An 18,631-nucleotide genomic window follows, 5' to 3' on the forward strand; every position below is an offset into this window, starting at 1 on the left:
TGTATCTGGATAAGGCTGCGCGCCACCCACCAAGCGGGGGACGCGCCAATTCCATAAAGATTTGAAATGTAAAAAACACAGGACTGATCATCTTATATGAGGATTATTACCCCAACGCGAAGGATCCAGACCGCTTCCTTCGCACAATTATTCTTATGGCGTCCCATATCAGAAAAACCGTAGATACTCTACGCATAGATTACATGGAAAATTATTTCTAAAACTATTATATTATCAAAGGATTTTTCCATCCACTTCAAGAGAATTACACGCCTGAAGTGGACCGGAAAAAACTCCAAGCGTTCTTTTAACCAACTTTATCCTGCTTGAAATGCGGCGGGAAAACCAGAGGGTCCTGATGCAGAACATGTTTACCAATCACGCGACGGGCCAATACTTCCGGGTCATGGGAAGACAGGGTTCTGACATCCCGCCAGTACTGGTCAAAATCTGCTTCCCGTGCGGTTGAACGCCCCCCCAGCAACTCAAAAACACGTGGTGTGATATGCAAAGCTGTGCGTGCAGCAAAAGTACGGAGCGAGAGTGTTTCAAGCGCAATAGCGCCATAATCTTTTTCCGTCAGGGAAGAGCGCCGGTCCCATTGTTCCTGCACAAAAGCAATGGTTCTCTCAAAATACACCTGAGCCGCCTGAACCTGCACCCAGTATTCAGCAAATTCAGCCTGAATGAACGGGTCATCCGCCGAAATACTGACACCCCCAAAGCTGCCCTGCCTGCGCCCTTGCAGCACCCACTTGCGCGCATGCTCCAAAGCACCCAGCGTGCGGCCGATGAACACAGCCGTATAAAAAATGGCACCAAAGCTGGCCCACAAGGGCAAGGGGCCGGTCTGGGCCGGGCTGTGGCCCCAATGCAGGACGTCTTCTGGCAAAATCCGCACATTATGGAAGGTAATGGTACCTGAATCCGTGCCGCGCAAACCAATGGGGTCCCAGTCATTATGGAACTCCAGCCCCTCACGCGCTGTGGGAATTACAGCGTAAATGTAGTGATCTCGGTCGGGGTGAATGGCCAGCACTGTTGTAATTTCTGCCAGTGGCGCACCCGTGTTCCACTTTTTGGTCCCGGTAATTGTAAATCCGCCATCCGCATGGTGCTCTGCCACAAACTCCTTGTTCACATACTGTGTGACATTGCCCCAGAAAAAGCGGTTATTCGCAGCATGACGCACCACATCATCATTCGCGCCAGTGTAGTCCGTTAGCAGCGGCACAAGGGAGTTATAGTAATTAAACCCAAGCAGCGCTGCTGTTGAACCATCCACCTTGGCAATTTCCAGCACACTTTGTGCAGCATCGCGGAGCGAACCTCCACCGCCCCCAAGATTTTTGGGGTAGAGCAGGCTGACAAGCCCGCTTTCGCGCAGGCGGCGGATCTGCTCCACAGGCCTTGCGCCATCCAGATCACGCTGAATAGCACCTTCGGCAAATTCATACGCAAGTTTTTGCGCGGCATCCACCCAGTCCTGTGGGTAAGGGGCCACTGCCTGCGGGCGCGTGGCACGCACAAGATCATTACGAGGAGCAGGAAAGCTCTTGTTTTTTTCGATGAAAGTCATGAGATCAATCTTTCTTTGAGTCGTTCTTGGCGTGAACTGCCAGCCAGATCCAGAAGATGGATGATGCTGCATAAAAAGCCGGTCCAATAAGAATAGCCTGTGCCAGACCTGCATGATCGGAAATCAGACCTAGAAGCCATGGGGCAAAAAGCCCTGACGCTCCACCAGCAACCATCGCACCAAACGAACCGGAAATAGTGCGCAAAGCCGGAGGCACGGTTTCAACCAGCAGCGTGGTCAGGCTACCTGCCGTGGCACCAAAGGAGGCAATGGCCAGCAGGGAAAAAACCTCGCAGACGCGTAGGGAAGATGCCGTAAAACCAATGGTGAACAAAACCGAGGCCAATAGCGCGCTTACGGCAAGGGACGCGGCAATGCCCCCCGTGCGCCCGGCCAGATAACGCCCCGTCAACCAGCCACCCACCGGCCCCGCCGGAAGGGTGAGCATAAGGGCTGAGAACGCAAAGCCCGTGGCATGCAGGTTATCCAGGCCATGCACCCGGTGCAAAAACGCAGGAAGCCACATCTGCGCTGTAATTGTGCCGGAAAAAAACAGGCTTAGAGCGATCAGATGTGTGGTGTAGGGAACAATACGAAAAACAGAAAACTGTTGTTCCCAGCTTACCCTGTTCTCTACCGTGGATACGTGGCCATCCGACTGGCCCGGAACCGGTTCAGGCACAAACAATAACAGAAAGCCCAGAACAAGACCCGGCAGACCAGTGAGAAAAAATGCCTGATGCCAGTTGGAGTGGGCTGCAATCCATCCCCCAACACCAAAAGCCAGCGCAGACCCGAGCTTGTTACGCAACATGAAAAGAGAAAAAACGAAGTTCCGCTGTTTCCTGTTATAAAGATCAGCCAGCCAGCCCGGCACAATACCCTGATAGGCAGCCATGCCAAAACTGGTGAGAGTGCGCCACAAAACCAGTGTTGCCAGACCAGTAGAAAGCGCACTACCCGCCGATGCCAGACTCCACAGCACAATGGACCCGACCAGCACGGAACGGCGACTGAACCGTGCTGCCAGCACCGCAAAAAGTGGTGCGCCCAGAATACCCGCCAGTGTGGAGGCTGAAGATACACTCCCAAACGCAGCATCCGAAAGATGGAGATCCGCCTTGATTGGTGTCAGCAATCCGGAAAGAACCATATTATCCATGGCGCAAACCGTACCCGTTGCCAGCAGCAGCACCAGTGCTGGATGGCGTGACAATGCCGTGCCGGTTACAGCTGGCTGATTTGTCACGTGCGGGGTAACTGAAGAGAGTGTGGTTGCAGTGGAAGACATGGCTGTATCCTCATACCGGTTGAGGGTGCGTCTGTTCGAAAACCGCAGCATTTTGGGGGGCTCGCTGCGCAAGGGCTGTGGCATCTGCCAGAATTGAGCGGTCAATCCAGCTTTCCAGATCAAAGTCTTTTTTGATCAGCCCCTGGCGCAGCAAAAAGGTTTTTTGCGCATCCAGCGTCGAGACATAATCATCATTCAGGTCCAGCCTGATACCCTGCGCGATGTTCTCATACACTGCGGCAAGGTTTTCTGGTGCCTGCCCCAGATCGGTTGCCAGAGCCCGCAGGGCATCCAGCGGCTGGGTTGCCGCACGCTCTGCCGTGCGCACAAGCGTTGCCACAATGCGCACCAGCAGGTCTCGCTGCTCTTCAATCAGCGCCGTACTGACCACCAGACCACGCAGCACGGAAGGATGCACGCGCGAGATAAGGTCCGGGGCAAGCCGGGTATCGTACACCACATTCAGGCGTGGGTAGAGGCCACCATCGGGGGGGATGGGTGCGGCTACCGCATCCACAATACCGTCTTCCAATGCCGCCAGAGCTGACTGAAAACCCGCGAGCAGAAAACTCTTCCGCTCCCCGCGTGGGGGAAAAATGCGCGGAATACGCACCAGTTCAACATCATCAAGACCCAGCCCGACAGTGGCCAGAGTGGTCTGATAAATCTTGAGCTGTTGTGCGATCATCAGGTCAAACGGGCTATCGGGGTTGTAAAATACCGCAAGCCGCTTGCCTTTAAGCGCCTCGGGCTGTGCAAGCCCGGAAGAATGGAGGCTCAACACCGGGTAGTGGCCATCCAGAAAGGCAAGACCCACAACCTTGCAGTCCACGCCATGGCTTTTTTTCCATATGGCTGGTGCATGCCCAGCATTGCGGAGCCAGAACCGATCTTTGTGATCGTATTCCGTTTTGGGTGAAAACCCTACAGACTGAAAAACAATTTCAACATCGTGCTCTTCTGCAAACTCAGCACGTAGCGTGCCCCAAGCTTCTGCCAATGCGCTAATAGTCGGCACAGACGGGCAACGGGTATAATGAATAACCGGACGGGTCATGAATTTTTACTCCTGTGGGGCAACCTGCACACCATGACGTTCCAAAAGCTGCTGTGCATTCCAAAAAAGAACTGATTTCTGACCATCGGGGTCGGTTGCCGTTGCCGCGCGTACACGCTCAAGCGTAGGCCCAATATCGGGCACCGGGGCATAGTCCGAGCCAAAGACAACGCGCTCAGACCCCAGAACCCGCACGGCTGCGGCAACAGCTGCTGTGCCACTGCCTGCTGCCCCCGTATCCAGCCATATCTGCTTAAAATGCTCACGCAGCGGGCCAGCCTGCACACGGGGGGAAACTACGGCCTGTTCGGCCGCCAGCGCCCCCAGTGCCGTACCACCGAGCATGGCTATCTGAATTGTCACATCGGGGAATGGGGCCAGAAAATCCGTAAACGCCAGCGTTGCAACGGCAGATGCAAAGCAGAACCCGTTGTCTATGACCCAGCGCAGGGCTTCATTATCATCATGTAGAATATCGGGGGGCTGGCCATGAACCTTGGGGCTGGCAAACCCCGTATGCAGGTAAATATGGCTGCGATGCGCCTGAGCCACTTCGAATATCCCCCGAAAGGCCTCTGCCGAACGACGGGAGAAAAATCCGTTAACAGGTAATACCCCCCCGATTAGGCCCAGTTGTTCATGCCCGCGTTCCAGCTCTTTGGCAGACCAGGCCAGATTATCCGTGCTGAGCGCCGCCACGGCGCTAAAGCGGTCCGGGTGCTGGGCCACAAGAGCAGCGGTATCGTTATTCCACTGCGTCCACAGGTCCTGCGTATCAGAAAAGGGGAGTGCGGCATCTACCCCCAGTGTTGTTGGCCATGACAAAAGCTGGTGCGCAATCCCTACATTATCCAGATGAGACAGTCGGGTTTGCAAATCGCACCATTGCGCACCAAGGGGGAATGCTCCCCCCTTGCCTGCCCCCGCTCCCGTGCGCCAGATGGCGAGTTGATCTCCCTGACGGCCAATACGCGGTGCCTCCGCACGGCGCCCAAGAATATCCAGTGTGGAAGGTGCAAACCAGTGGGAGTGCAGGTCGATTACAGTCTTATGGGTTGTCATGACGCACTCTCCTCAGAAAAAGTCCACACGGGCCGAAAGCAGGAACATGCGGGGATTGCTGTACTGATAAGTAAATGTCTGGCTTGTTGCGGAATACGGCAGCACCTGCACCAGATAACGGTTACCGGTAATATTGTTGACGATCCCGCTGATTTCCCATCGGCTGTTCCCCGGACGGAAGGAGGCATGAACATCCCCCAGCCAGACAGACGATTGCTGAAGGGCAGACGCTTTTTCGTTTGAAACAAGGTAGTAATAATGCCCAGTATAGTTCCAGCGCGTGCCAACACTGCCGTTGCCAATACCGGTGCGGAAGTTCCAGTCCACCGAAATATTGGCTGTCTGATGTGGCGCACGGGCGAACTCGTTACCCTTCAGGCTGGTTGCACCCGTGGGAGCGGTAAAGTCCGTAAACTTTGTTCTGAGAACACCCACATTCCCAGATATTGTCAGGTCATCAATCGGGCGGGCCTGAAAGGAAAACTCACCCCCCAAAGTGCGCCCGGATGCGGCATTGGTAAGAGAAATAATGGTCGATTTTGTTGCGGCATCCGTTGCGGTCCAGGAGGTCTGGATATTGTCGTATTTTGAGTAAAAACCATCGGCACTCAGGGTCAGGCGATGGTTAAACCAGCTTCCTTTGTAACCGGCTTCATAGGATGTCAGGGTTTCAGGGTTAACCGGCTGCGCTGTCTGCAACGGCGTGCCACCCCTATTAACCGGGTTGGGGGTAATCTGGGTATTGAACACGCCTGAACGATAGCCATCGGCAATACGCACGTAGAGCATCTGATCTTTTCCGATCAGGAACTGCGGCTCCACATCAAAGCTGACATTCGACCAGCTTTTGCCACCATGGTAACTATCAATCCCCGTTATGGGTGAGAGAACGCTCTGGGCATTCCACCAGTTTGTCGCATTCCCTGCAAACGAAACCGGAGACCTTGCCTGAACACTATCCAGATCAAGGCGCAGATGGTCGTGCGTCCACCTTACCCCACCAGCAACCTGAAACCACGGCACAACATGGATGGTTGTATTGCCAAAAATAGCAAAACTATCTGTAGTTTGCCGGTATTGTGTGGATGTAAAGGCAGGCTGGCCAATAATAGCGGGCGTTGTAGGCGCGCCGGGGGGGAGCGTTGCGGTCGCGTAGTGGTCGTTCAGGGTTTCATGAAAATAATAAGCGCCTGCAATCCATGCGATCCGCTGGTGTGGGTCTGATGCAAGACGAAACTCCTGACTGACCTGTACAGGGTGCAGTTTGTCATAAGACCTGCTGTATTCAAGGGGTGTGTAATCTCCATCCCCGCTCTGGCGGCGCTGTGCGTTTTCAAACGCGGTAATGGAGGTAAAGGTCAGCCCTTGCCCCGGATGCCACGTTGTGTGCAGGGATACCCCCTCCGACACAAGGGCCTGACGCCCGTTTACGTTGGAATTGGTCCAGTCCCTGCTTGATGTTTTAAGCGGTGAATATACTGACGTACCCGAAGCGCTATAATAAGGCACGTTGGAACTCTGCATGTCACGCACATGCGTATTCAGCAGAAACTCCAGATCATCCGATGGCCGCCAGAGCGTTTGAAAGCGGGCGGCAAAGTCACCAAAATTACCGACATCCTTGCCTGTGCTGGCATTTTTTGCCCAGCCATCCGAATTTTCCTGCCGAACAGACAGGCGGGTGGTCAACGTATTGGCGGTAATGGGGGTGTTGATAACAAACTCACCCCGCTTTTGACCATAATCGCCAAAATCGACCTGTGCGTGACCCTCTTTTTTAAATTCGGGACGGCGGGAGGTAAACTGTATGGCCCCTGCCGTTGCATTCTTGCCCCACAAGGTGCCCTGCGGACCGTTAAGAATGGCAACCTGCGCCTGATCAAACAGCGGGAAGCCCTGAAAGCTCAGGCTGTTCAGATACACATCATCCGCATAAACCGCCACCGCACCAATGGCGTTATTGGCCACATTCCCGTTGCCAACACCACGGATGTAATACCGGGGGCGCAAGCGACCATCAAAATTATACCCCAGCACGTTGGGGGCAAAAGCGGCCACATCGGCTGCACTATCCAGATGCTGCCGGGCAATGGTGGTTGCACTGATTGCCGTAACGGTGGCCGCAACCTTTTGAATATCCTGCGTGCGCCGGTTGGCTGTGACCATAACGGTCTCCAGCCCACCTGATGCCGCAGGAGAAGCCACCTTGCCCACTTTGCTGGCCTTGCCGCCCCTGGCAGAAGCAGGGGCGATTTTGGCACCTGAAGGTTTGCCCTGTGTTTCGGCTTTGGCGGAAGATGTGGCGGACGCCACAAGACCCGATGCAAGGATCAGGGATGGCAAAGCGGCGCAAGCAAGCCGGTTCCGCCTGGACAGGCAGGCCATAGCCCGCCCCGAAAGGGAGAGGAAGGACCGGGGAGCCGAGAGTGAGGAAGGGTAAATCATGTTCCACGCCGCGTTGTTTTTAACCATTTACTATTTTGATTAGTATTAATTCGTTGCATTTTACGACAGTGACGGCTTTTATAATTTTTATGGGTACGGTTTAAACGATATTAAATAGTGCAATATGCGCATGAAAGTAGGCCCGCATGTTTGTGCCCCAGCTTGACCGCAATTCCCGCGAAGGGCTGCAAAAACAGATTATGCGGCAGATTATTGCCGCCATTGCCTCTGGCATGCTGCGCCCCAACACCCCTCTGCCGGGCATAAGGGAGGCATCCGTACGCTGGGGCGTATCGCGCAATACGGTCGTGCTTGTTTTTGAACATCTGGAAACGGAAGGGTATTTGCAGACGCGCCCTTCACGCGGGACATTCATCCACCCCACACCACCATGCAGCACCAGCTCCGTTGCGCAGTTGGGGAATGAACGCGGTGCCGCGGCCGCATCCCTTGGGGAGCCATCATGGCCCGGTCAGGCTTTTATCGGAGACCCGGCACAGGAACGCCAAACACCCGATGGAGTCTTTAACCTCGGTTTTGGCAGCAACATGCCACTTTATCGTTTTCCCGCATGGCAAAAAACCATCGAGCGCCTGCTGCTGCGCGATAACTGGAAACGGGGGGGCGAGTTCCAGCCCAATGCCGGGCTCCCCTTCCTGCGTTCAACGCTGGCCCGGTGGCTGCATTTACGCCACGGCGTCACCATTGACCCGCAGCAGATCATTATTGTTACGGGGCTACAGCAAGCGCATTCCATTATCGCACATGCCCTGCTTAAAACCGGCGACCATGTGATACTTGAAGACCCATGCTACCCGGGAAAACGCCAGTTATACGAAAAACTGGGCATGCACGTGATTAACGGCGCAATTGACCGCAAGGGGATCAAGCTGGCTGATCTGGCCCCCGAGCAGGCACGCCTTTTATGCGTTAATCCGGGGTGCCACATCCCGACCAATGTCACGCTTTCTCTGCCGCGTCGCAAACATATTGCAGCACTGGCCATGCAGGACCGCTGCCTTGTGTTTGAAGAAGCGATGTATGACCTGCTCTCGTTTGAAAAAAAACCGATCCCCTCCCTTCTCTCCCTTACAGGGGGGCGCAACCTGCTCCATGCGGGCCTGTTTGCTCCCTGCCTTGGTGGCGGGCTGATGCTTGGGTATCTGGTCGTCCCCTGGTCCTTCCTGCCGGCCGTGCTGGAAGCCAAGCTGCTTACGGGGAACGGCCTGCCCTGGCTGGAGCAGGAAGCTCTGGCCCGCATGCTGGACTCGGGCGAGCTGGACAATGCCCTGCGCCGTACACGGGTGGTTATGATGCGCCGCAGAGAGGTTTTTATGGCCGCATTGGAACGGTTTTTTGGTCGTATGGAATTCTGCGGCACAGAGCATGCCCCCCGCCTGAGCTGGTTCCTGCCCGGTGGGTTCGGCAAGGTGCAGCCTTTCCTGACCGAGGCGGAAGAAGCAGGAATCCGCTTCCCCGGTAATTATGCTGCAGCCAGCAGCCGCTCCCACCCGGGCCTGCCGGACCTGCCTAACCTTGTGTCCCATGGTTATGGAGAAATATCGGAAGAAGACATTCCAGCCCTTTTTTCCAGACTTTCCAACCACACATAAAAAGCACCCACCCATTCCGGGACAAAGGGATATCCCACCCCGGAACCAGCAGGAGCCCAGATTCTGGCGCACACAGAAACGGACCACCAGTTACACGCACTGCTCAAGCAGATCCGCGCCTGCTCGGCCTGTGCCCATGCCCTGCCACTTGGGCCACGCCCGGTGCTCCATATCTCCCCCCGCGCACGGTTGCTGATTGCGGGGCAGGCTCCCGGCACCAAGGTCCATGAAACGGGAATCCCCTTTAACGATGCCTCGGGCGATCGCCTACGGACATGGCTGGGCATGGACCGCAGCCTTTTTTACGATACGGAAAAAGTCGCCATTGTACCCATGGGGCTATGCTACCCCGGCGTGCTGCCAAAAGGGGGAGACCGCCCCCCAAGGCCGGAATGTGCGCCTTTGTGGCGCAAACGCATTCTGGAACATCTGCCCAATATCCGGCTCACCCTGCTGGTAGGCTCCTATGCGCAGAATTATGTGCTGGGCAAAGGCGGGGTGTTTGACCGGGTTATGCGGTTTGAAGAGTTTTTGCCTACCTACTTCCCCCTCCCCCATCCATCATGGCGCACAGGGGCGTGGGAGCGGCGCACACCCGCATTCGGGGCAACCGTTCTTCCCGCCCTGCGCCACGAGGTCGCCCGTGCATTGCAGGACTAAGCCCGGATTTTTCAGGTAATCAGGAGCAGGCGGATATCATTGACATTGGTCAGCGTTGGCCCGGTCATAAGCAGATCATCCACCGCCTTGAAAAAACTGTAGCTGTCATGGTTCCGCAGGAATGGCTCAGGCATGCAGCCCGCCTGCGCTGCACGGGCCAGTGTATCGGGCGCAAAAATGGCACCGGCGGCATCTTCCGTGCCGTCTATGCCATCACTATCGCCTGCCAGCCCCCAGATACTACTCTCCCCACCCAGAAAATGCGCGCAGGAGAGCAGGAACTCCGTATTCCGCCCACCTTTGCCAGCCCCTTCCCCCGCGCGGATGGTCACGGTTGTTTCCCCCCCGCTTAACAGCACCGCAGGCGAGGGAATGGGCAGACCATGCGCATGCACGGAACGCGCCATGCCACCCAGCAGAATACCGGCAACCTGACTTTCCCCCTCCAGCGCATCACCCAGCACCAGCGGGGTCACCCCCTGCTCTCGCGCAACATCCGCTGCGGCCATAAGCGCCATAAGCGGGGTTGCAATCAGCACCACACGGTTGCGCGGGTCCGCTACGGGTTTAGGGTCCTGCTGGTTTGCCACAGCCTGTTCCAGCACCCCCCGCACAGTGGGGGAGAGGTCCAGCCCGTACCGTTCCACAATCCGCAGCGCATCCGCCGCCGTGCCTGATGGCGGCACGGTTGGCCCGCTGGCAATCACCGATGGATCATCCCCCGGTACGTCACTGATCACCAGTGTCAGCACCTGTGCAGGGCTGGCAGCCTGTGCCAGCCGCCCCCCTTTGATGGCGGACAGGTAGCGCCGCACGGTGTTCATTTCCGTAATGGTCGCACCAGAATGCAGCAGTTGCCGCCCGACAAGGCGTTTATCTTCCAGCGTCAGCCCCGGCGCAGGTAACGCCAGAAGGGATGACCCCCCGCCCGATACAAGAGCAATCACCAGATCATCCGGCCCAAGCCCCGTTACGGCATGCATAATGGCGCGGGCGGCTGCCTCGCTCCGGGCATCGGGGACAGGGTGGGAGGCTTCCAGAATACGCACATGGCGGGTCGGGGCGGCATGCCCGTCACGCGTGACCACCACACCTTCAAGCGGCACATCCGGCCATGCGGATTCCAGGGCTGCGGCCATTGCCGCCGAGGCCTTGCCCGCCCCAACCACAATGCAGCGCCCTCTGGGTTTGGGGGGCAGGTGTTTGGCCAGCACCACAAACGGGTCTGCGCTGGCTACGGCAGCATCAAACATGGAGCGCAGCAAGGTTCTGGCCCGCGCGTTATCCCATGCAACTCCTGCATCTGGCATGATGTTTTTCCCTTATACCTGGCCCTACCGTCACTGCTCCAGCTTGCGCTCAGGTAAACGCCCTGTCCAGATAAGGGGAGGATGCGTCAAAGAACGCCCGATTCTCTTTAAGTTCCGCTGCAATCACATGCAGGCTGGCCAGCACACGTAACATTTCCTCACGCACGGACAGGTTGGTTTCGGCCTGTTCCATGCGCGAGAGGTATTCCACCGCCAGATCGGCCGCCCGTGCCGTACGCCCATACTGCCCGCCATACCGGCCCGAAAACTGCTGCATGCGGTTCATCATGGCCTGTGTGGCGTGCCGGGCGGCATCTGGCAGAATATTGCGCGCCAGAATACCCTGCAGGCGCAAAAGGTTAAGCTCTATGGTCATGCCCGAGAGCACACCGCTCACATACTGGTCACGCACATAGGTATTGCCGTCACCTGTTGTCATGGATGCCAGCCTGACAAAACCATCCACCCCACGGCCGACCACTTCGGTCATGGGCGGGGGAGCGCGATGCTGGGCCAGCCTGCGCAGGCGGCGCAGAATGCTTACGCGCAGGTCCCACCGCAGGCCATCCGGGTCAAACGGCAGGAAGAGCCGGTACATCCACATGGAAAAAATCATGGCCAGAAACAGCGGCAGAGCAGTGTTGAAAAACAGGATTTCATCCATCCGCCCCTGATTCATCGGGCCGATGAGAATGGGCAGGAACAGGTTATAGGCAACTGCCGCCAGTGCAAGCGGGGGCCAGGCAAAGGCCAGCCCCCCCACCAGCATGGGCACGGCCAGACAGAGGGCCAGTGTTTCGTATACTGTTGGCTGGGCTATGACCCACAGATCGAGCAGACCACTCATGCCCACGATACAAATCGTGCCATGCAAAAACGCCTGCGTGGCCAGAGCGGGCTGCTCCAGCGTGGAGAACAGGGCGCAGACAATGGAGACAAACATCATGAATGTCAGCCCGTCGGTCCAGCCCGTGGCAATCCAGATCACTCCCGAAGCAAAAATGGTCACAGATGCGCGCAGGCTGTTGGTAAAGGCCATACGCCAGTCCCGGTAGCTGCGCATGGGGTACCTGAAGTGGTCATGCGGCTTCGGGTTACGGCTCATCTCGAACTGTTCAATGGCCTGCTGCAACTCATCCAGAATGGCGCCCAGCTTGTGGAGCAGCTGCCCCTCGCGCGAGAGGCTGCTCTCCTGTGTCGCATCAATGGGCGGGTTGGTGGCCGCGATCATCTCCTGCTCCAGACAGGTGGCCGCAAGCTGGGTGCAGGTCGCGCGCAGGGCGGTCAGGTCCCGCAGGACCGGGGCCACAGGCGACTCATCTGTCAGGCGCTGGGGAATGGTCTTTAAAAAACCGGCCACCTGCTCCGCGACCTGCAAATAATCCTTACCCTGACTTTCAGGCATGGAGAGCAGGGCACCAAGGTCCAGCCCACGGGACATCAGCACCGCTATGGCGGCAAGGGCGGCGCGGGCATGATCGCCCTCGTGCTGGTGCTCACCCATTTCCACTTCCGCGAATTCGACCTGATCGCTCAGTCCCACAATGGTCGTAAACACATCCGGGGAATTGGCGACCGCGCGGCGGTCCCCCCCAAGCAGGCGCACAAGGGCCGGTACCGCACCATCAAGCGCCTGCACAAAGTTGGTGGCAAGCCTGTTTCTGGCCCGCAGGCCAAGCCGGTACTGGAACAGGGAGGATATGGTGGTTTCCACCACAATGCCCAGCGTAATATACGTGACACGCGCCATGGCGATATGAAAAATCTGATCCGGAGCGGCAGCCCCATCAAGCGCGATAATGGCGTAGGTAAACCCCGAGGCCCGCATGCCATGAATACGGTAATTGGTCATGCTGGCGGGGCCGGGCAGCAGAGTGCCCACAAAGCAGAAGCCGCCAATGCCCGCCGCAAGCCAGAAAATATAGAGCAGGGGAGACTGCGGCATGCTCCCGACAAGGATAAAGGCGCAGAGCATGCCCACCACCATGCCGAACATATGCCACCGCGCCTTGGCAATGGATTTGCCGCGTGTGCCCTGCGCCACCATCCACACGGTCAGGGCCGCCCATTGCGGACTCCCCAACTCCCACCACAAGGCAATGCCAAGGGCTATGAGGGACGACAGGGTGGTCCGCAGCGCATACCCGAAAGACAGCAGGTTGGGAGCAAACAGCCAGCGCAGCCTGCTCAGGTCACGCGGGGGACCTCCCCCTTCGAGCGCCTGCCGGACAATGGTTCTAAAAGCCTGACAGAACTGGCCAAATGAAACCGCCGCAGCCTTCATGCCGCGTTCTGCCGGTCAGGACTGATCAGAAAGACTGCCATCTGCTTCTTCTTACCCCAAAGAAGCCCAAAAGCGTATTCACACCTCGTATGCCCTGTCCTGCACCCAGCGTTACGCGCAGGGCATGGCATACAAAAACGTCGTCCGCTTTCAGTCTTCGTAGGACAGCAGGCTTGTTACAGTCGTGTCCAGCTTGTCGCGCCCGCCAAGGCCCGTCAGTTCAACCAGAACGGACGCGCCAACAACCTCGGCTCCGGCCTTGCGCAGCAGGTCAATGGAGGCAGCGAGCGTGCCACCGGTTGCCAGCAGGTCATCCATGACCACAACACGCTGGCCGGGCTTGACCGCATCGGCCTGGATTTCAAGCGTGTCGGAGCCATATTCCAGCTCATAGGTGTGCGAGATTGTCTTGCCCGGCAGCTTGCCGCTTTTGCGCAGCATGAGCATGCCACAGCCGATACGATCGGCAATCGGGGCGGCGGTCAGGAACCCGCGGGATTCCACGGCGGCCAGCAGGTCCGGCTGCATGGGTGCAATCTGGCGCGTCAGACGGCCCATGGCGATCTGCCACGCATCGGGGTTCCGCATCAGGGTTGAAATATCGTAGAATAAAATACCCGGCTTGGGAAAATCGGGAATGTGACGGATGTAATCCTTAAGGTCGATATCCTGACGTCCCGTCATGGTATTTGACAATCCTTCATCCATGCGCCCAGCGTTGTGGAAGCGCGTTTCCATCCTGCCTTAATTCCCATAGGTCAAGCACCGCTGGCGAACAGTTCTGAGGCAACCGGCCCCGCTCTATCCCGCACGGGAGCGTTCCGCAAGAAAATATCCGGCTGGTCAGACCCCCGCGCGCGCGCGCAGCGCCGCGGTTACGGCCTCCATCAGCCCATCGCGGCGGAAAGGTTTGGCCAGCAGGCGCACATTGGACACGCTGCCCTCCGGCGGGGGGGAATCGGCTGTCAGGTCGCCCGACATATACACCACGGCCAGAGCGGGGTAGCGCTCCACCAGCACGCGGGAAAGCGTAACCCCGTCAAGCGGGCCCGGGAGCTGGATATCGGTCACAAGCAGGTCAAGCGTACCCTCCACCCCGGCGGCCGTGTCAAACGCCTGTTCACCGTCCCCAGCCTCCAGCACCTTGTGACCTGCCATGCCCAGAATGGTCACGACAATATCGCGTATGGCGGCGTCATCCTCCACTACAAGCACCTGCAGGCTGCGTGCCTGCGCCTGTGGGGCCGGGCTGGCGGGTCTGGCCAGGGCGGGCATGGCCTCGGCCACCGTACCCTCCGCCCCGGCACTGGCCATTATGGCGCGCGGCAGCCACAACGAAACCTCGGTCCCGCTGCCACGCCCCGTTGCCACCACAACCCGGCCATTCACCTGCTGGGAAAAAGCCAGCACCATGGCCATGCCAAGGCCCGTACCCGCTCCCTCGCGCTTGGTGGTAAAGAACGGCTCGAACAGGCGGTCCATGACCTCCCGCGTCATGCCAAAGCCACTATCCACCACATCCAGCCGGACCCAGTCCCCCGCAGGCAGGGGGGAGGGGTCAGAAACAACACGGATACTGCGCCCTTCCTCCACTGGCAGGCCCATCAGATCGGCATTGACCGAGAACGTGACATTCCGCGCCGTAATGCGCAGCCGCCCGCCAGAGGGCATGGCATCACGCGCATTGATGGCCAGATTGAGCACGGCACTTTCCAGCTGGGCGGGGTCCGCGCGGACAGGCCATACATCGGCCGCAACGCCGCACTCCACCACAATGCGCGGGCCGATCACACGCCCAAGCAGACCTCCCAGAAAAGAGAACAGGTCCGACAGCTGCAACGAATCCGGCGCCCCACGTTGCCTGCGCATGAAGGAGAGAAGCTGGCCGGTCAGCGCTTCGGAACGATGGCCAGCATGTGTGGCCGCGGACAGGTATTCCTGCCGCTGTTCAACCTGATCGGGCTGGTCATATTCCGCCGCGAGTTCCAGATTGCCCAGAATAACCGTGAGCAGGTTTTTAAAGTCGTGGGCAATACCCGCGGTCAACTGGCCAAGGGCGCGCAGCTTCTGTGCCTCGCCCAGAGCGCGCTCACTGCGCAGCCGCATGGTAATATCGGCCGCAGTCAGCACAAACCCGCGCCGCTCGGCAGCACCATCGGGGGCAAAAAACAGCGTACGGCACAGTTCCAGATCCGCGCCATTACCCCCTTTGCATTCCACCACAACCGGCGGAGCCAGCTCCCCTTTGGACAGGCTGCTCTCAATATGTTCAAACGGCTCCAGCAGAGGCACGCCATCCACAACCACCATGCCGCTCAGGGCATTGTAGGACAGACCGGTCCGCAGGAAATCCTTGCCCAGCCCAAGCACCGTGGCCAGTTGCTCATTCCAGTGCCATAGCCGCCCATCCGCACCAAACACCGCAACACCAAGGCTCAGACTGTCCAGCGTAGCGCGCAGCCGCAACGCCAGATCACGCGAGGATGCCTCGGCCCTTGCGGCGGCAAGGGAGGAACGGTCCAGCACCCAGCCCGCCGAGATCATGCTCAGCACACCGGTGAGAATACCCAGAACAGCCAGCCTGCGCTGCCAGCTTGTGTTGCGCAGCATATTGGCAACCCGGTCCGCCTGATCCAGCGTACTGGCGCGGCTGAGCACTGACAGATTCTGGTCCAGTGTGGCCAGCAGGGCCGCTCCACCCTGCGGCATGGCCTCGGCCGCTCTGGGCCACGCGCTAATGGTCTGGAGCTGTTTTTCCACGACCTCCAGCACTTCCCTGCGCCCGCTCCCTTCACGCAGTTGCACGGAGCGGAAATCATCAAACCCCGCGCGGGCATCGGAGAGCTGGGTAATGGCCTGCAGGTAACATTCGCCATCAGCGGGGTTGTGTTCAGCTTCAAAGGCGTAATGGCAGATGCGGGCATTGCTGGTGGCATGGTGCACACCGCGCAGATAACTGCCTGCGGCCGTGCTCTGGCGGTCCAGATTGCCATGGCGGGCCATGTCGTTGCCGAGTTCTATGCCAATGCCACCAAAGGTCACAATCAGCACGCCAGCCCCGATAAGAGCCAGAATATGAGCCCGTCTTGCTGGATGCCGTAGCATGTCAGGCATGCCCCCCATTATTTGTGTCCTGCCATCCCCGTGGGCATGACAGCTTGATCTTAACCGGGCAAGGCATGGCTGCCCATGCTGGATCAGGCAACATCATGCAAAGCGGGACGGAACGTATGCATACACAGCATCATAAGCGCACCAAAGCCCATACAACCAGCCATTGGTAACGAAGATGTCGCGGCAAACTGGCCAACCACCACCCCGGCCAATGCACCAAGCACGTATTGCAACGTGCCCGCAAGGGCAGATGCTGCTCCCGCCTGAGCCGGGTGGTCGGCCAGAGCCATCATCATCGCATTGGGGAAAATAATGCCCGTTGGCGCAAGGGCTATGACCATGGCCCCAATAACCAGCCACACCTCATACGGCCTGTACGCCACAGGCGCGTACCAACGACCCCACACGCCAACCCCCACCATAAGCACCGTACCCAGAACCGACAGGACCACAGCCCCATACAGCAGACGGGCCGGGTCCACCCGCCCGACCAGCAGGCCATTGACCTGTGACGCCCCGATCATGAACACGGACATGACGCCGAACAGCATGGAAAAATGCAATGGCGAAAAGTGGAAAAGCTGCACAAAAACAAACGGCGCGGCGGTCAGGTAACTGAAGCTCATAAACGTCGAAAACGCCGTGATCAGGGCGTAAATGCTGTAGCTCCTGTCCCCCAGCAGGCCCACGTAGCGGGTCAGCAGGGTCATGGCGGAAAGGCTCTGACGCTTCTGGTAAGGCAGTGTTTCAGGCAGGACCCACAGCACAAGCCCCACACAGACCAGCCCGTACACCGCCGAAGCCCAGAAAATAATCCGCCACGACACAAACTCCACCACCAGACCACCCAGCATGGGGGCCAGAATAGGCACCACCCCCATGACCATGATCAGGCGGGACATCATGCGTGCTCCCGCCGCCCGGTCGGACACCACATCACGCACACATGCGGTGGGCACCACCAGACTGGCCGACGCCCCGATAGACGCTACAAACCGGGCAGCGGAAAACAGCGTGATATCCGGCGCAAAGGCACAGACGGCAGACGCCACCGCATACAGCACGTTCCCCACCAGCAGGGGCATGCGCCGACCATACCGGTCTGCCAGCGGCCCTACGCTCAACTGCCCGATGGCAAGCCCCACAAACCAGATGGCCAGCGTAAACTGCACATTGCCCGCACTGGTATGAAAACTCTGCTCCATGGCCGGGAAGGCGGGCAGATAAATGTCGGTGGAAATAGGCCCAACAGCAGTCAGAAACCCAAGCAGGAGGGACAGCCAGCCCGGCACACCCTGTGCAAAAACCGGCCCCGGCGCGCCCTGCACCGTGGGGGGTGAGGCAGAAGACGTCATACCCGGCCTTCCGGGTGCGCCGTATGAGATAAGTGCCGCAAAAAATTCATCCCATAGTGGAGAAACTGTTGAGGAACAGGGCCGGGTCCACAACAGGCAGGCACTGGTAGCCTGCCCGCACACAACGCTCCGGGCCTAGCCCTGCGCACTGGCCCGGGCAATACGGGCGTGCCGCCACAGCCACCAGCCCAGCACGGCAGAAAAGGCAAACAGACCGGCCCCCGCACCATACTGCCAGGCAGCCCCCACCTGCACGCCAGCCCCCAGCAGCACCGCAACGGCGTTCTGGGGCAGCGCACCCAGCAGGGTTGCCGCAACAAATGGCCATACAGCCATGCCGGACACCCCTCCGAGCAGGTTGAGCAGCAGGGCCGACCCGACAGGCAGCAGGCGCAATGTCAGAATACTCAGGAAGGGCTTATGGGTTAAAAACGCATCCAGCTTTTCAAACCGTGGTCCAAGGCGGGCCTGCGCCCATGAACGACCACCCCAGCGGGCCCATAAAAAACCGGCCATACACCCTAATGTAGACGCTAGGGTAATCATGGCAAGCCCTTCGGCCACACCGTAGGTCAGCCCCGCGGCAAAGCCGGCAACCTGCCGGGGCAGCCCAAAAGCACACCAGACCGTTGCCCCTGCCACAAACACCAGTCGGCCACCCACGCCCGCACGCAGCATCTCCGTACTGCCCAGCACCTGTTCCAGAGCAGGCACATGCCGCAACCCGATTGCCCCCACCACCAGAATAAGCAGCATGAGCAAAGGTTTGAACACGACCCTGACGGGTTGCTCCGGTACTGGAGTGGCTGGTTCCATTCCTTGGGCGCTAGCATCTTCTTGCCGCGGCCCGCAAGCTGGCTG

The 18,631-nt window shown here is 58.6% G+C and carries 13 protein-coding genes; 2 read left to right on the forward strand and 11 right to left on the reverse strand.

The features are described from left to right. Positions 1–307 precede the first annotated feature (307 nt). From HNR55_RS06700 to HNR55_RS06720, 5 genes are read right to left on the reverse strand one after another with little or no spacing between them, the layout of a single operon-like run. On the reverse strand, positions 308–1,579 hold the full coding sequence (locus tag HNR55_RS06700) for an acyl-CoA dehydrogenase family protein (protein WP_166113907.1): 1,272 nt from the start codon (positions 1,577–1,579) through the stop codon (positions 308–310). A 4-nt stretch (positions 1,580–1,583) separates the two neighbouring features. Continuing rightward, the gene (locus HNR55_RS06705; protein ID WP_166113904.1) at positions 1,584–2,870 is read right to left on the reverse strand and encodes an MFS transporter; all 1,287 of its coding nucleotides are present in this window, start codon (positions 2,868–2,870) and stop codon (positions 1,584–1,586) included. 10 nt (positions 2,871–2,880) lie between these two features. Continuing rightward, the gene (locus HNR55_RS06710; protein ID WP_166113900.1) at positions 2,881–3,927 is read right to left on the reverse strand and encodes an ABC transporter substrate-binding protein; all 1,047 of its coding nucleotides are present in this window, start codon (positions 3,925–3,927) and stop codon (positions 2,881–2,883) included. A 6-nt stretch (positions 3,928–3,933) separates the two neighbouring features. Beyond that, positions 3,934–4,989: an amidohydrolase family protein gene (locus HNR55_RS06715; protein ID WP_166113897.1), complete on the reverse strand. Its 1,056-nt coding sequence runs from the start codon at positions 4,987–4,989 to the stop codon at positions 3,934–3,936. Between the two features lie 12 nt (positions 4,990–5,001). After that, complete coding sequence (locus HNR55_RS06720; RefSeq protein ID WP_166113894.1) at positions 5,002–7,434, reverse strand: TonB-dependent receptor; 2,433 nt, start codon at positions 7,432–7,434, stop codon at positions 5,002–5,004. A 146-nt stretch (positions 7,435–7,580) separates the two neighbouring features. Between HNR55_RS06720 and HNR55_RS06725 the strand changes: the two genes are divergently transcribed. Together HNR55_RS06725 and HNR55_RS06730 are read left to right on the forward strand one after the other, a co-directional pair. Next, complete coding sequence (locus HNR55_RS06725; RefSeq protein WP_166113891.1) at positions 7,581–9,047, forward strand: aminotransferase-like domain-containing protein; 1,467 nt, start codon at positions 7,581–7,583, stop codon at positions 9,045–9,047. A 63-nt stretch (positions 9,048–9,110) separates the two neighbouring features. After that, positions 9,111–9,707: a uracil-DNA glycosylase family protein gene (locus tag HNR55_RS06730; RefSeq protein WP_166114278.1), complete on the forward strand. Its 597-nt coding sequence runs from the start codon at positions 9,111–9,113 to the stop codon at positions 9,705–9,707. A gap of 11 nt (positions 9,708–9,718) precedes the next feature. Here the strand turns inward: HNR55_RS06730 and HNR55_RS06735 are convergent, their stop codons facing one another. The 6 genes from HNR55_RS06735 to HNR55_RS06760 all read right to left on the reverse strand — a co-directional run bounded on the left by HNR55_RS06735 (position 9,719) and on the right by HNR55_RS06760 (position 18,586). Then, positions 9,719–11,017 (reverse strand): glycerate kinase type-2 family protein, encoded by a 1,299-nt coding sequence (locus HNR55_RS06735; protein WP_166113888.1) that lies wholly within the window; start codon positions 11,015–11,017, stop codon positions 9,719–9,721. A gap of 49 nt (positions 11,018–11,066) precedes the next feature. Next, on the reverse strand, positions 11,067–13,301 hold the full coding sequence (locus tag HNR55_RS06740; RefSeq protein WP_166113885.1) for an FUSC family protein: 2,235 nt from the start codon (positions 13,299–13,301) through the stop codon (positions 11,067–11,069). Positions 13,302–13,451: 150 nt separating this feature from the next. Beyond that, entirely contained in the window at positions 13,452–13,985 is a 534-nt protein-coding gene (locus tag HNR55_RS06745) for an adenine phosphoribosyltransferase (RefSeq protein ID WP_166113882.1), read from the reverse strand. Positions 13,986–14,144: 159 nt separating this feature from the next. After that, on the reverse strand, positions 14,145–16,406 hold the full coding sequence (locus HNR55_RS06750) for an ATP-binding protein (RefSeq protein WP_166114275.1): 2,262 nt from the start codon (positions 16,404–16,406) through the stop codon (positions 14,145–14,147). Positions 16,407–16,498: 92 nt separating this feature from the next. Beyond that, positions 16,499–17,770, reverse strand: a complete 1,272-nt coding sequence (locus HNR55_RS06755; protein ID WP_166113880.1) for a multidrug effflux MFS transporter — start codon at positions 17,768–17,770, stop codon at positions 16,499–16,501. 135 nt (positions 17,771–17,905) lie between these two features. Beyond that, positions 17,906–18,586: a TVP38/TMEM64 family protein gene (locus HNR55_RS06760; protein WP_242005506.1), complete on the reverse strand. Its 681-nt coding sequence runs from the start codon at positions 18,584–18,586 to the stop codon at positions 17,906–17,908. Positions 18,587–18,631 lie beyond the last annotated feature (45 nt).

Source organism: Acetobacter lovaniensis, from assembly GCF_014207635.1.
Lineage (GTDB): Bacteria > Pseudomonadota > Alphaproteobacteria > Acetobacterales > Acetobacteraceae > Acetobacter > Acetobacter lovaniensis.

What these genes read in the sequence shown, in the direction of transcription:
- HNR55_RS06715 (WP_166113897.1), bottom strand. Translation starts at nt 4,989, where the DNA reads ATGACAACCCATAAGACTGTAATCGACCTGCACTCCCACTGGTTTGCA.
- HNR55_RS06720 (WP_166113894.1), bottom strand. Translation starts at nt 7,434, where the DNA reads ATGATTTACCCTTCCTCACTCTCGGCTCCCCGGTCCTTCCTCTCCCTT.
- HNR55_RS06745 (WP_166113882.1), bottom strand. Translation starts at nt 13,985, where the DNA reads ATGACGGGACGTCAGGATATCGACCTTAAGGATTACATCCGTCACATT.
- HNR55_RS06735 (WP_166113888.1), bottom strand. Translation starts at nt 11,017, where the DNA reads ATGCCAGATGCAGGAGTTGCATGGGATAACGCGCGGGCCAGAACCTTG.
- HNR55_RS06700 (WP_166113907.1), bottom strand. Translation starts at nt 1,579, where the DNA reads ATGACTTTCATCGAAAAAAACAAGAGCTTTCCTGCTCCTCGTAATGAT.
- HNR55_RS06760 (WP_242005506.1), bottom strand. Translation starts at nt 18,586, where the DNA reads ATGGAACCAGCCACTCCAGTACCGGAGCAACCCGTCAGGGTCGTGTTC.
- HNR55_RS06740 (WP_166113885.1), bottom strand. Translation starts at nt 13,301, where the DNA reads ATGAAGGCTGCGGCGGTTTCATTTGGCCAGTTCTGTCAGGCTTTTAGA.
- HNR55_RS06725 (WP_166113891.1), top strand. Translation starts at nt 7,581, where the DNA reads ATGTTTGTGCCCCAGCTTGACCGCAATTCCCGCGAAGGGCTGCAAAAA.
- HNR55_RS06750 (WP_166114275.1), bottom strand. Translation starts at nt 16,406, where the DNA reads ATGCTACGGCATCCAGCAAGACGGGCTCATATTCTGGCTCTTATCGGG.
- HNR55_RS06710 (WP_166113900.1), bottom strand. Translation starts at nt 3,927, where the DNA reads ATGACCCGTCCGGTTATTCATTATACCCGTTGCCCGTCTGTGCCGACT.
- HNR55_RS06755 (WP_166113880.1), bottom strand. Translation starts at nt 17,770, where the DNA reads ATGACGTCTTCTGCCTCACCCCCCACGGTGCAGGGCGCGCCGGGGCCG.
- HNR55_RS06705 (WP_166113904.1), bottom strand. Translation starts at nt 2,870, where the DNA reads ATGTCTTCCACTGCAACCACACTCTCTTCAGTTACCCCGCACGTGACA.